Genomic DNA, 12574 nt, shown 5'->3' on the forward strand with positions numbered 1-12574 from the left:
ACGCGGGGGCGCTGCGGACGTGGGTACGGTGGTCGGACGGCCCCCGGACCCCGGGCCCACCGCGGCTCGAAGCACCGGGCGGCGCACGCGTCGCCTGGTGCAGCCGGCGGCGACCGCGAAGGGGAGACGACATGTCGGACACGGACACGCAGGACACGCTGGCCGACCACCTGCGGACGGTGCTCGCCGGTCCGGACGCCCACGGGGACGAGGCGGTGGCGGCCCTGCGCGTCCTGCTCGACCTCGGCTGGGTCGAACCCGACCGCGTCGAGGCGCGGTTGGGGCGCGAGCCCGCCGTCCGCTCCCTGGCCGAGGACCTCGCGGTCGCCCGCCTCCGGGCCCGCACCGCCGCCGAGCGCAGCCGCGACCTGCAGCGACGCACCGACGCCGTCCTGGCCCGCGCGCAGGAGCTGCGCCGGCAGACGCCTCCACGCGCGGAGGCCGGTGGGGAGGCGGACCGCGTGGCCGCGCTGGAGCGGGAGGTGGCGCAGCTGCGGACCGCGCTGGAGAACCGGCCCCGCATCGAGCACGCCGTCGGCATCGTCATGCAGCTCGTGGGCTGCGACGAGACGCTCGCCTGGGACCTGCTGAGCCGGCTGTCCCAGCACACGAACGTCAAGGTCCGTGTCATGGCCGACGCCCTCGCCTCCCGGGTGGGGGACGGTCACGGGGTGCCGGCCGATGTCGCCGCGGGTCTGCGGGCCCTGGCGGAACAGGAGTGGTCCGGACGCTCTAGAACATGACAGGATGTGGGGCCACATCGAACAGCCGGTGTCCGTCGTCAGAGGGAGCCGAGATGGGCGCCGACCGGGCCCTGCAGCGCGAGCACACCGTCGTGGACGACGACCTCTCCCTCCAGTTGCAGGTCGTCACGGAGGAGCTCGCCGTCGCCGACGACGAGCTGGCCGCGCAGCAGCGGGAGATCGACGAGCTCCTCGCCCGCGAGCTCGACGCCCGGAGGACCGCGAGCGCCGTCGTCCGCAGCGTGCCCGTCCCGGTCCTCGTGACCGACGCGGCCGGGGCGATCGTCGAGGCGAACCTCGCCGCCGCCACCCTCCTCGGCGTGCCCGCCGCGCGGCTGGTGCGCAAACCGGTGCAGGCCCTCGTCCCCGCGCCGGCGCGCTCGGCGGTCCGCGACCTCGTCTCGGCCGCCGCCGGGTCCCGGACGGTGGGAGGGACCGTCGACGTGAGTCCGCGGTCTGGTCCCGACCGCAGCGTCCGGATCGTCATCACGGGCGGGGCCCGCCGCCTCGACGGTCGCTCCGTCCTGACCTGGGTGCTCGCGGACGCGACGCCGGCGCAGGGCACGGCGGACTCCGAGTCCCCGGCCGCCCTGCACGCCGTCGCCGCCCTCACCGCACTGCCCGTGGGGGACCTGTCACCGCACGAACTCCTCACCCGGGTCGCGGCCCTGGCGACGCAGGCCGTGGCGGGGGCGTCGTGGACGAGCGTCGTGCTCGGCGACCCGGCCGAACCGGCGGAGCTGGCCGCGGACTCCGAGGAGGCGCAGCGGATCGACGGCGCCCAGTGGCGAGCGGGGGAGGGCCCCGCGGCGACGGCCTACCGCGACGGGGTCGCGGTGGTCAGCGCCGACCTGCGGCAGGACGCGCGGTGGCCGGTGCTCGCGGGGCCGGCCGGGCAGACCCCCGTGCGCAGCGCGCTCGCGCTGCCCATCCGCTCACGCGACCTGTCCGCGCCGTCGGACGTTCGCGGCGTCCTGACCGTCTACGGCCCCGAACCCGGTGCCTTCGCGGGCGAGGTGCAGGTCGACCGTGCGCTGGTCTTCGCCGAGGCGGCCTCGGCCCTGCTGCACGACCTCGACCGCATCGCCGAGCTGCGCACCACCGCGGAGAACCTCACCCTGGCGATGCGGTCCCGCGCGACGATCGAGCAGGCCAAGGGCCTCGTCGCCGGGTGGCTGGGGTGCAGCGTCGAGGAGGCCTTCGAGGTGCTCACCCGCCTGAGCCAGGACCGCAACGTCAAGCTGCGCGACCTCGCCGCGCTCGCGGTCGCCGACCCCTCCCGCCACGACCTGCGCCCCGTCCTGGCGCACGCCCACGAGCGGATGCAGTCGCGGCGGGCCCAGGAGTCAGCTCAGGAGGGGTCGTCGAGCTGATCCATGACGACGAGGGCCCCGGCGCTGCCGTGGGTCCCCGCCAGTGAGCTGACGGTCACCTGGACCCGGACGGGTCGCCCGCGCCGATTGACCGCGGCGAGTTCGAGGACGGCGTCATCGGTGGCGAGGTGCTCACCGGCCAGGACCGTCCGCACGGCGGGGCCGATCTCGTGCAGCGGCAGGCCGATGTCGAGGTTCAGCAGGTGCTCGCCGGCGGCCTCGTCGGCGCGCACGCCCCACAGGTCCGCGGCCCACGCGTTCCACACCGTGATCCGCATGTCGGCGTCGACGACGGCGACCCCGACACGCAGGCTGGCGAAGACGCCCTCCATGTACCCGTTGAGGGCGCTGACCTCGTCGGTGCGCAGCCGCAGCTCGTGGTTGGAGTTCTGCAGCTCGTCGTTCATCGACTGCAGCTCCTCGTTCATCGTCTCGAGTTCCTCGTTCGTGGAGTGCAGCTCCTCGTTGGTGGTCTCCAGCTCCTCGACGGTGGACTGCAGCTCCTCGTTGGTCGTCTCGAGTTCCTCGTTCGTGGACTGCAGTTCCTCGTAGGCGGTCTCCAGCTGGCGGTGCGCGTCCTCCAGCTCGTCCTGCAGCTGCCGCGACCGACTGACGTCGATGAACACGACGGCCGTTCCGAGGACGTGTCCCAGGGGGGTGCGCAGCGGCACGACCTGCACGTCGAAGAACGTCCGGTCCGTGCGGGGGCGGGTGAACTCCACGTCCCGGATCCACACGGTGCGGCGCTGGGTGTGGGCCTGCTCCACGGCCGAGCGCAGCTCGACCGGCCGGTAGCTGACCTCGAGGTCCTGGAACGGGCGGCCGGCGTCCGACGCCGAGAGGTTGAAGAGCGTGTCCGCGCGGTGGTTGGACAGCACGACCTCACCGGTCTGGTTCAGGACGATCTGCGCGACGGGGCTGGCCGCGAGGGCCTCGGCCCGGAGCGTCACCGCGTCGTCGCCGGTGGGCGGGTAGACCGCAGGCGGGACCGTCGCGGTGATGCGCGGCCGGGTGCGCGTACCGCCCACGCGGCGGAAGAACCGGTTCTTCAGGTCGACGGGGGAGAACAGCGAGGACTGGCTGAGCAGCATCTCCGCCTTGCCCAGGAACAGGAGCCCGTCGGGTTCCAGGGAGTAGTGCAGCCGTTCGGCGATGCGCGCCTGCGTCTCGGCCGTCAGGTACATCAGGGTGTTGCGGCACGTCAACAGGTCGACGTGGGAGATCGGGGCGTCCTGCACGAGGTCGGCCCGCCCGAAGATGACCGACCGCCGCAGGTCCTGCCGGAACGTGTAGCGGGTGCCGTGCTGCTCGAAGTACTTCTCGAGCATCTCGGGAGGCAGGCTGCGCACCTCGCGATCGGTGTACGTCGCCGTCCGGGCCTGCGTCAGGGCGTCCTCGTCGGCGTCGGTGGCGTAGATCTTGACCCGCCGGCGGAACTCCTCCGGTCCCAGGGCCTCGGCGAGGCAGATCGCCACGGTGTACGCCTCCTGGCCCGAGGCGCACCCCGCGCTCCACGCGCGGATGGGCCCGGTGGGCCGACGGGCGAGGACCTGCGGCAGCAGGTCCGACCGCAGCCGGTCCCACGCGTCGAGGTCGCGGAAGAACGACGTGACGTTGATGAGGATCGTGTTGAACAACGCCGTGAACTCTTCGGCGTCGACCTCGAGCCGGTCGCGGTACTCCTCGTACCGGGCGACGCCCACGTCGTCCATGCGCCGGTGCACCCGCCGCAGCAGGCTCGCCCGCTTGTACCCCGTGAAGTCGAAACCCCGGGCCTCCTTGAGGTGCTCGAGCAGGCTCTCGAACTCCTCCGCCGTCCCGTAGGACGTCCCCGGCGCGGTGCCGCCGTCGCCCGTCCCGTCCACCGTCTCGTCCACGCCCTCAGCCGTCCGTCTCGTCCTGTGCCCGTTCCGTCCCCGCCGGTCCCCGCAGTGTCCCCGACGTCAGCAGCCGGCGGATGGTGCGGGCCGCGTCACCGGTCTCGACGGCGCGGTCGGTGTACCGGCTCGCCGTCAACCCGTGCCCGGACTCGCGTGCTCGGTCGGCCATCTCCCGGGCCAGCGCGGCCCGTTCCTCCAGGCTGCGCAGGGCCATCCACAGGGCGCCGTCGAGTTCGGAGGTCTGCTGGTCCTGCAGGCTCCCCGGGCTCCAGGCGTGCCCGACCCGGCAGCGGAACCGCAGCAGCCCGTGGTCCTCGATCCGCCACAGCACGCCCGAGCAGTCGGGGCAGGAGTACCCCGACGGCTCACCGGGGTGGTCGTCGCCCGCCAGGGGACGCAGGTCGAACTCCGCCATCGCGACCTCCTCGCGCATCCGGTCGTCGCCGGCCGAGGACGGCCGGGCTGGGGCCTGCTCGTGGACGAGCCGGACCAGGAGCCCCGGCAGGTCCGCGAGCGGCACGACGTGCTCGGGCCGGGCCGCCTCCAGGGCCGCCCGGGGCATGCCGTCGTAGAGGGCGTCGGCGGGGTCCTGCACGACCCCGGTGCCGCCCTGGGCGCGCAGGGCCACGAGGCCCGCGGCGCCGTCGTCGAGGGCGCCGGTCAGGACCACGCCGATCGCTCGGGGGCCGACCGCGCGCGCCGCCGACCGGAAGAGGGTGTCGACGGCGGGACGGTGCCCGTTCTCCCGCGGTCCGCTCGTCAGGGCGACGTGGTCGTCGGTCAGCAGCAGGTGCCGGTCGGGCACGGCGACGACGACCTCGCCGTGACGCAGGGCCCCGCCGTGCTCGGCGGCGCGGGCCGGGAGCGGGCCGGAGCGGTCCAGGATGGCCGCGAGGGCGTTCGACCCCGTCGGCGGCACGTGCAGGACGACGAGGACGGTGGCGGGCAGGTCGGCCGGCAGGCCGGCGACGAGGGTGCGCAGCGCCTCGACCCCACCCGCGCTCGCGCCCACGAGGACGACGTCTCGGGTGGTCACGGGGCTCACCCTAGTGACCGCCGTGGACGCGACGGACGACCTCGGCGGTGCTGGAACAGTCGTGGTCCCGGCGCAGGGCCACGAGTTCCTCGCGCAGCCGGTCGACGGGCACGGCGAGCCGGTCGGCGGCTTCGTGGACGCTCCACCCTCGGGCGAGCAGGTCCAGCAGGTCACCCGCGGTGGGCAGCCGTGGCCGGGGCCGCGGCGGCGGGGTCCACCCCAGGTCCTGCAGCAGCCGGTGCAGGGGCCCGCCGGTCCTCGTGGGGTCGGAGAGCTCGTCCCGGATCCGGGCGGTCAGGTCGTCGGGCGGGAACACGCGATCACCACGCACGTCGTCGAGTGCCGCGCCCGTTGCTTCGAGCCCGGTCAGTCAACCACGCGGGATGGCCCCGCCGCCCGGACGGACCTGGGATTCGAGTCGGTTGTAGGGACAGCCGCAGCACTCGCGAGAGTCCGACGAAGGAAGCGCGCTGTGTCCACAGCCCCCCTCGACGACGTCTTGACCACCCACCTCCACCGCTGCGGCGGCCGCTGCGTCGTGCGCCTGCGCGGCGAGCTCGACACCGTCTCCGGCCCGCGGGTGGCCGCGGCCCTCGACGAGGTCCTGGCCTGCCCCTGCGCAGGAGCCGCCGTCCTCGTCGACCTGCGCGCCGTCTCCTTCTGCGACCTCGACGGGCTGCGGACGCTGCGGGCGGCGCGAGCCCGTGCCGCCCAGCGCGGTGTGGACCTGACCTGCGAGGGGTGCTCCCCGTTGCTGCTCCGCGTCGCGGCCATCGTGGGGTACCGGGAGCTGCTGGCCGCGCAGGAGTGAGCGGTGAGCGGGGCCGGAGGGGCGGGGGAGTACCGTCGGGGGTCCGGCTCGAGCACAGGGCGGGAGACCGCACGTCGACGGCCGAGCAGGAGGGACCAGCGTGGCCACACCCTTTCCCGTCCCCCCGCTGGGCGACGACGAACCCGTCGGAGCCGTGGAGCTGCTGCACGCCGAGGACGCCCTGACCGTCGTCCTCACGGGTGAGATCGACGACGAGCTCCGTCCGGCGCTGGACGCCGTGACCGCCGACGTCGACCGCGAGGTCCGCGCCGCGGCCCGTCCCGTCGTCGTCGACGCCACCGCCGTCTCCTTCATGGACTCCGCCGGCGCCGCCTTCCTGGCCAAGCTCGCCGTCGCCGTCCGGCCGGCGCGCATCGCGGTGCGCCCCAGCGAACCCGTCGGGTTCCTGCTCGAGGTGACGCGGTTGTCCGAGGTCGTGGACGTGCGCAAGCCCTGACGGACCCCTCCTGCGGTTCCTGACGAGCGCGTGCGCCGATCGTCGGCGACGATCGACCTCCATGTGCGAGTGGTCTCCGAGCGCCGAGTCCGCCGTCGTGGTGGACCGGTCCGCCGCCCGCCACGCGCGGCGCTTCCTCGACGACCACTGGTGCGTCGAGCACGCGGCCCTGCTGCGCGGCCACGCCGACCTCGTCGTCAGCGAACTGGTCACCGAGGCCGTGTCCCACGGCACGCCCCCCGTGACGCTGCGCGTCGAGTGCGAGGGCGCCGACGGGGTCGTCATCGAGGTCAGCGACCGCGACCCGAACGGCCCCCACTTCCAGGCCGTCGGGCCCGACGAGGCCCACACGACGAACCTCGTCGAGGTCCTCAGCGACGAGTGGGGCGTCCGCACCCGCCCCGGTGCCAAGACGGTCTGGAGCCGGCTCATCGTCTGAGCGGCTCCGGGGTGCCGGACGCTCCTGCCGCGCCTAGCGTGCGGAGCAGTCCCTCCGTGCAGACCGTCGCGGGCGACGTCCCCGTCGCCGTCCGCCCTCGTCCGCCGCTGGAGACCCTCGTGCCCGCACCCCTCGTCGAGGCCGCCCTCGCGCTCTGCCGTCGCCTGACCACCGAGGTGCCGCTGCCCGGTGCCGGGGCCACGCGTGCGCGGTGGGACGTCCTGTCCACGCTCGCCGAGCAGGACCTCACCCTCGCCCGGGTCGTCGAGGCGCACCTCGACGCCGTCGCCGTGCTCGCCGAGGCCGGTGCGGAGCCGGCCCCCGGCAGCACGTGGGGGGTCTTCGCGGCCGAGGCCGCCGACGCCCACCTCTTCGCCTGGCAGACCTCCCGGGGACAGTGGCGGCTGGACGGGACGAAACCCTGGTGCTCCCTCGCCGGTGTCCTCACGCACGCGCTCGTCACCGCCCACACCGAGGCCGGACGACGGTTGTTCGCCGTCGACCTCGCGGCGGCCCGCGCCGACGGCCGGCTGGAGGTCCTGCCCGACCGCTGGCACAGCCGCGGCCTCGTCGACGTCCCCAGCGGCCCGCTCGTCCTGCACGACGTCCCGACCGACCCCGTCGGGGAGACCGGTTGGTACCTGCAGCGGGCCGGGTTCGCCCACGGGGGGATCGGGGTCGCGGCCTGCTGGTACGGCGGTGCCGTCGGCGTCGCCCGGCCGCTCGTGCAGTCCGGCCGCGACGACCAGCTCACGCTGCGCTCCCGCGGTCTCGTCGACCTGCGGCTGTGGGCGGCCCGCACCGCCCTCGACGCCGCGGCCGAGGTCGTCGACGCCGGCCACGCCACCGGGGTGGAGGGTGAGCTGCTGGCCGCTCGCGTCCGGGCGCTCGTCGCCGAGGCCGCCGAGGTGGTGCTCAGCGAGGTGGGGCACGCCCTCGGCCCCCGACCCCTCACCGCCGACGCGGCGCACGCGGCCCGCGTCGCCGACCTCACCGTCTACGTCCGCCAGCACCACGCCGACCACGACCTCGTGGCCCTGGCGGAACTGGCCGCGAAGTGAGCCCCGAGTTCACCCACGACGGACCGGGCACCGCCGAGGACGAGTGGCGGCGCTGGCCGGGGTTGCGCGACGTGCCGGAACTGGACTGGTCCGGCGTCGGGCACGTGCTCGTCGTCGCGGCCCACCCCGACGACGAGACGCTCGGGGCGGGCGGGTTGCTCGCCACCGCGGCCGCCCGGGGTGTCGCCGTCGACGTCGTCGTCGCCACCGACGGGGAGGGGTCGCACCCCGACTCGCCCACGACGACCCCGCAGGCGCTCGCGGTCGTCCGCGCCCGCGAGGTGCGCGACGCCGTCGCCGCCCTGGCTCCGGACGCGCGGGTGCACCGCCTCGCGCTGCCCGACGGCGGGGTCACGGCGGCCGCCGAGGCGCTGGCGGAGACCCTGCGGGGCCTCGTCGGCCCGGCGACCCTCCTCGTCGCCCCGTGGACGGCGGACGGCCACCCCGACCACGACGCGGCCGGGGAGGTGGCCGCGCGGGTGGCCGTCGAGGCCGGTGCCACGTGCCTGCACTACCCGGTGTGGTTGTGGCACTGGGCCCACCCGGGGGACGTCCGCGTCCCGTGGCAGCGGGGCACGCGCCTGGACCTCGACGACGTCGCACGCCGGCGCAAGTCCGTGGCCATGGCGCGGCACGCGTCGCAGACGGCGCCGCTGTCCGCGCGGCCTGGGGACGAGGTGCTGCTGCCGGCGGGGGTGCTGGCGCACTTCGAGCGCGGGTCGGAGTTCTTCCTGCGCTCGGGTGACGCCACCACCACGACCAGCCTCGGGGCCGAGTTCTTCGAGGAGTTCTACGCTGCGAACGGGGAAGACCCGTGGGGTTTCGAGGACCGGTGGTACGAGGCACGCAAGCGTGCCCTGACGCTCGCGGTCCTGCCCCGGCCTGAGTTCCGGTCGGGTCTGGAGATCGGCTGCAGCACAGGCGTGCTGACCGTGGAACTGGCGGCCCGCACCGAGCGTCTGCTGGCGGTCGACGTCGCGGCCTCCGCACTGGACCGGGCCCGGCAGCGACTGGACGCGGCCGGTGCGGGGGACCGGGTGGAGACGCGCGTGGCGCGGGTTCCGCAGGAGTACCCCACGGGCACGTTCGACCTCGTCGTGCTGTCCGAGGTCGCCTACTACTGCGACCCCGACGACCTGGCCGTCCTCGTGGAACGGTTGCGGGGGTGCCTGGCGCCGGACGGTGTCCTCGTCGCGTGCCACTGGCGGCACCTCGTCGAGGGGTACCCGCTGACGGGCGACGAGGTGCACCGCGCCCTGCGCGGTCTTCCGGGCCTGGACGTCCTGGTGCGGCACGAGGAGGAGGACTTCCTGCTCGACGTCCTGGTCCCCGCCCCCGCGGTCTCGGTGGCTCGGGCGGGAGGGTTGGCGTGAGGTCCCGTGGCGGGCCTGTTGCGGGGCTGGACCGGATCGTCGTGGTGGTGCCCGCCCGGGACGAGGCCGCGACCGTCGCGGCCTGCGTGACGTCGGTGCTGGTCGCCGCCCAACGGGCCACCGCCGCCGTGGACGTGCTGGTCGTCGCGGACCGCTGCTCCGACGCGACCGCTGAACTGGCGCTGGCGGCGGGGGCCCGGGTCGTGCCGAGCGCGGCGGGCAGTGTGGGCGCCGCCCGTGCCGCGGGCGTCGCCGCCGGCCTGGCCGAGGAACCTCCCGGTGGGTGGTCGCGCTGCTGGATCGCCTGCACGGACGCCGATTCCGTCGTCCCGCAGGAGTGGTTGCAGCACCACGCGCAGGCGGCCGCCGCGGGGATCGACCTGCTGCTGGGCACGGTCCAGCTGCCCGGCCCCACCGCCCGGCACGCCGCGTGGCGCCGGCGGTACGCGGCCGGCCGGGACCACGTCCACGGGGCCAACCTCGGCGTCCGGGCCTCGGTGTACCGGGCGGCCGGGGGTTTCCCGCCGGTCCCGGCGCACGAGGACCGCCTCCTGGTGGACCGGGTGCGCACCCTGTCCGGGGTCCGCGTCGCGTCGTCGTGGGCGTACCCCGTCCTCACGAGCGACCGGACGCAGGGGCGCACCCCCGCCGGGGTCGCCCACGACCTGGGGTCGGGGCTGGCGGGAGTTCGCGACTGCGCCTGACGGCACTGCCGTCAGACGGCGGTGCGGTCGCGTGGGTCGTCGCGCTGCAGGGCGTGGGCGAGTTCCCGCGTCCTCTGCAGGAGGGCGGGGTGGTCGTTGCGCGTCCAGGGTCCGGGGGTCATGAGCTGGCCCAGGTCGCGTTGAAGGCGTCTGGTTTCCGGTAACCCGTCCTCGCCGAACCGGGCTTCCAGCCGGCCGGCGTGCAGGGCTCGGTGGTCCCGGCCGCAGAGGAGGACGAGGTTGTCGACGCTGGTGGGTCCGCCGTCGGCCCAGTGGACGACGTGGTGCAGGTGGCAGGCCCAGGCCGGGGCCCCGCAGCCGGGGGCGATGCAGCCGCGGTCGCGTTCGGCGACGATGAGGCGCTGGTTGTCGCTGGCGTGCCGGTCCAGGGTGTGCAGGGAGCGGGGTCGGCCGAGGCGGTCCATGACGGCGACGGTGACGTCGCCGTCGCAGGAGGCGGCGCGCAGGGTGGCGTCGGTGACGGGGCCGTGGGTGTCGGCGATGGCGGTGCCGGGCTTCACGGCGCCGGTGTCGTCGAGGGTTGCGCGCAGGACGACGGTGGCCTTGTGCGCGACGACGGGGTCGGTGCTGCTGGCGGGGTGGTGGGCACCGGTGGTGACGAGGTCGACGAGGCCGTCGTGGCGGCGTTGCCCGACCGAGCGGGTGTCGTCACCGGATGCCGAGGGCAGGGGTTTGGCGGCGGCTTCGACGGCGGAGCGGACGACGACGGCGGCGGCCTCGTCGAGGTCGACGGTCATCCGCATCATCCCGTGGCGGCGGGTGAAGGTGAGGGTGCGGCGGCTGGCGGAGTCCGGTTCGAGGTCGCGGACGTGCCGGTCGACGCGTTCGGGGTCCAGGCGGGTGAGCAGTTCTTCGCTCAGGTGGGTCGCGGTGCCCAGCGGTTGAGTGCCGGTGACGGTGGCGAAGTGCCCGTCGATGAGGTCGGCGCGGCGTTGCGTGGTCCACACCCGCTCCCCGGTGTCCATCTGCACGTCGATGTCGACGGTGCCGCGTCGCAGGGGGGTGGGGATGGACTGCAGTGCGGTGACGGCGCCGTGGACGTGGGCCAGGGTGGTGTTCCCTGCCGCTAGCTGCTCACCGGTGCGGGCGAGGGAACCGCGGTCGCCGTCGAGCCCACCGATCCTCCCGTCCCAGTGAACCGTCGGGTCGGTGTGCCGGGCGGCGGCGACGTCCTTGCGGGCCAGGGTGCGGGACAGGTTGACGGGGTTGGTGGCGAGCAGGTCGACGACGGCGCTCTCGGGGGCGTGCTCCAGGGCGCGGCGCACCGCGTGGAGTTTGGCGGCGTCGAGGCGGTTTCCGAGGGCGTAGAGCGAGCGGGTGAGGTGGTCGACGTCGTCGCGGTCGAGGGTTCCCAACGGCAGGGCGTTGAGGTCGTCCAGGACGGAACTCAGGCGCGCGAGGGCGTCCTGGGCTGCGTGCTGGGCGGTGGTGGTCACGTGTTCCAGGGTAGTCGAACAAACCCTGTAGGGCTAGGTTCTGGGCCTCCTAACTTGGTGTGCGGCAATGGTTCACGCGCTGTCCCCGCGGACGACGAGATGGGGATGGTCATCGGCGTCGCCCTTCGGCCCGCGGCGTCGGCGTCGCATCCCGTCGTCCGACGACCTGGGCCGCGTCGCCCACCCTCGCCGCGCGGAACCCCGTGCGGGGAACCTCGAGCACCGGTGACCGGCCTCCGTCGAGCGCTGCCGTCGACGGGGTGCTGACGCGCGCCGCGTCAGCACCCCGTCGCGACCGACCTCAGTGGTCGTCGCCCGTGAGCGCGTCCTCCACCTTCGTCACCACGTTCTGCGCCCCCTGCAGGTGCGCGCCGGCTCCCGTGCCGGGCTTGCCCGGTCCGGCGTTGCCGTCGTAGGTGACGAACTGCAACGGGTCGGGGGCGGGGAGGGTTCCGTCGTCGTCGGTCAGCGGCCGGAGTTCCTCGGCCCGGAACGGCTCACCGTCGACGAGGCTGTTTCCCGTGACCCACAGCCCCTCGCCTGCGGCGCTGCCGTTGGTCGAGGTGTAGAAGACGTGGGCGGCGTCCTTGTCCTCCCAGTCCCCGTTGGACTGCTCGATCTCGGTCTCGACGTACCCGTCCGCGATGAGCATCTGGATGCCGAGCAACCACTGCTGCTGGTGGTAGGTGTCGCGGGCCAGGTTGAAGGCCAGCATCTCCTTGACGCCCCGGTCGTCCGTCATGTTCGCGATGCGGCTCGTCATGAGCCGGCTCTGCGCCTCGGCGGCCACGTTGGAGCGGAAGTCGGTGAGCAGGTTCCCGCTCGCGGCGATGTAGCCGGCGTTCCACGGGTTCCCCAGGCTGTCCGTCGGGCGAGCCCCGCCGCCGGAGACGATGGCGTGCTGGACGTTCTGGCCGCCGAGCACAGCCGCGAGGGCCGGGTTCGCCGCGGCGGCCTTGTCGGTCGCCTCGCCGGGAGCGCCCTCGAGCAGGCGGGCGAGCATGACGGTGAGCATCTCGACGTGCGAGATCTCCTCCGTCCCGATGTCCATGATCATGTCCTTGTACTTGCCGGGGACGCGGCAGTTCCAGCCCTGGAACAGGTACTGCATCATGACGGTCATCTCGCCGAACTGACCGCCGAGGATCTCCTGGAACTTCGCGGCGAACAGGGCGTCCGGCTTCTCGGGCCTGGCCGTGAACTGGAGTTCTCGGGTGTGCCGGTACACGGGGCACCTCTC

The 12574-nt window shown here is 74.5% G+C and carries 13 protein-coding genes; 8 read left to right on the forward strand and 5 right to left on the reverse strand.

Annotated features, from left to right (window positions below):
• Positions 1-131: 131 nt before the first annotated feature.
• Both AB1207_RS15540 and AB1207_RS15545 read left to right on the forward strand, forming a co-directional pair.
• Entirely contained in the window at positions 132-743 is a 612-nt protein-coding gene (locus AB1207_RS15540) for an ANTAR domain-containing protein (RefSeq protein WP_367639290.1), read from the forward strand.
• A gap of 53 nt (positions 744-796) precedes the next feature.
• Positions 797-2116 carry an ANTAR domain-containing protein gene (locus AB1207_RS15545; protein ID WP_367639291.1) on the forward strand — a complete coding sequence of 440 codons (1320 nt, stop codon included), beginning with the start codon at positions 797-799 and terminating at the stop codon, positions 2114-2116.
• Here AB1207_RS15545 and AB1207_RS15550 read toward each other — a convergent pair.
• Genes AB1207_RS15550 through AB1207_RS15560 form a run of 3 tightly spaced genes read right to left on the reverse strand, consistent with a single transcriptional unit; the run spans position 2095 to position 5348 of the window.
• Entirely contained in the window at positions 2095-3993 is a 1899-nt protein-coding gene (locus AB1207_RS15550) for a CheR family methyltransferase (protein WP_367639292.1), read from the reverse strand. The genes AB1207_RS15545 and AB1207_RS15550 overlap by 22 nt on opposite strands.
• Before the next feature lie 4 nt (positions 3994-3997).
• On the reverse strand, positions 3998-5032 hold the full coding sequence (locus tag AB1207_RS15555) for a chemotaxis protein CheB (RefSeq protein WP_367639293.1): 1035 nt from the start codon (positions 5030-5032) through the stop codon (positions 3998-4000).
• Positions 5033-5042: 10 nt separating this feature from the next.
• Positions 5043-5348 carry a hypothetical protein gene (locus AB1207_RS15560; protein ID WP_367639294.1) on the reverse strand — a complete coding sequence of 102 codons (306 nt, stop codon included), beginning with the start codon at positions 5346-5348 and terminating at the stop codon, positions 5043-5045.
• 156 nt (positions 5349-5504) lie between these two features.
• Between AB1207_RS15560 and AB1207_RS15565 the strand changes: the two genes are divergently transcribed.
• The 6 genes from AB1207_RS15565 to AB1207_RS15590 all read left to right on the forward strand — a co-directional run bounded on the left by AB1207_RS15565 (position 5505) and on the right by AB1207_RS15590 (position 9877).
• On the forward strand, positions 5505-5843 hold the full coding sequence (locus AB1207_RS15565) for an STAS domain-containing protein (RefSeq protein WP_367639295.1): 339 nt from the start codon (positions 5505-5507) through the stop codon (positions 5841-5843).
• 100 nt (positions 5844-5943) lie between these two features.
• On the forward strand, positions 5944-6300 hold the full coding sequence (locus tag AB1207_RS15570) for an STAS domain-containing protein (RefSeq protein WP_367639296.1): 357 nt from the start codon (positions 5944-5946) through the stop codon (positions 6298-6300).
• Positions 6301-6361: 61 nt separating this feature from the next.
• Entirely contained in the window at positions 6362-6739 is a 378-nt protein-coding gene (locus tag AB1207_RS15575) for an ATP-binding protein (protein ID WP_367639297.1), read from the forward strand.
• A gap of 56 nt (positions 6740-6795) precedes the next feature.
• Entirely contained in the window at positions 6796-7800 is a 1005-nt protein-coding gene (locus AB1207_RS15580; protein WP_367639298.1) for an acyl-CoA dehydrogenase family protein, read from the forward strand.
• The gene (locus AB1207_RS15585) at positions 7797-9173 is read left to right on the forward strand and encodes a PIG-L family deacetylase (RefSeq protein WP_367639299.1); all 1377 of its coding nucleotides are present in this window, start codon (positions 7797-7799) and stop codon (positions 9171-9173) included. The genes AB1207_RS15580 and AB1207_RS15585 overlap by 4 nt, the downstream gene beginning before the upstream one ends.
• Complete coding sequence (locus AB1207_RS15590) at positions 9170-9877, forward strand: glycosyltransferase family 2 protein (RefSeq protein WP_367639300.1); 708 nt, start codon at positions 9170-9172, stop codon at positions 9875-9877. Before AB1207_RS15585 ends, AB1207_RS15590 begins: the two co-directional genes overlap by 4 nt.
• 11 nt (positions 9878-9888) lie before the next feature.
• Here the strand turns inward: AB1207_RS15590 and AB1207_RS15595 are convergent, their stop codons facing one another.
• Together AB1207_RS15595 and AB1207_RS15600 are read right to left on the reverse strand one after the other, a co-directional pair.
• Complete coding sequence (locus AB1207_RS15595; RefSeq protein ID WP_367639301.1) at positions 9889-11334, reverse strand: HNH endonuclease; 1446 nt, start codon at positions 11332-11334, stop codon at positions 9889-9891.
• A gap of 301 nt (positions 11335-11635) precedes the next feature.
• On the reverse strand, positions 11636-12562 hold the full coding sequence (locus AB1207_RS15600; protein WP_367639302.1) for a manganese catalase: 927 nt from the start codon (positions 12560-12562) through the stop codon (positions 11636-11638).
• Positions 12563-12574 lie beyond the last annotated feature (12 nt).

Origin of the sequence: Kineococcus endophyticus (genome assembly GCF_040796495.1) — a bacterium.
GTDB classification, from domain to species: domain Bacteria; phylum Actinomycetota; class Actinomycetes; order Actinomycetales; family Kineococcaceae; genus Kineococcus; species Kineococcus endophyticus.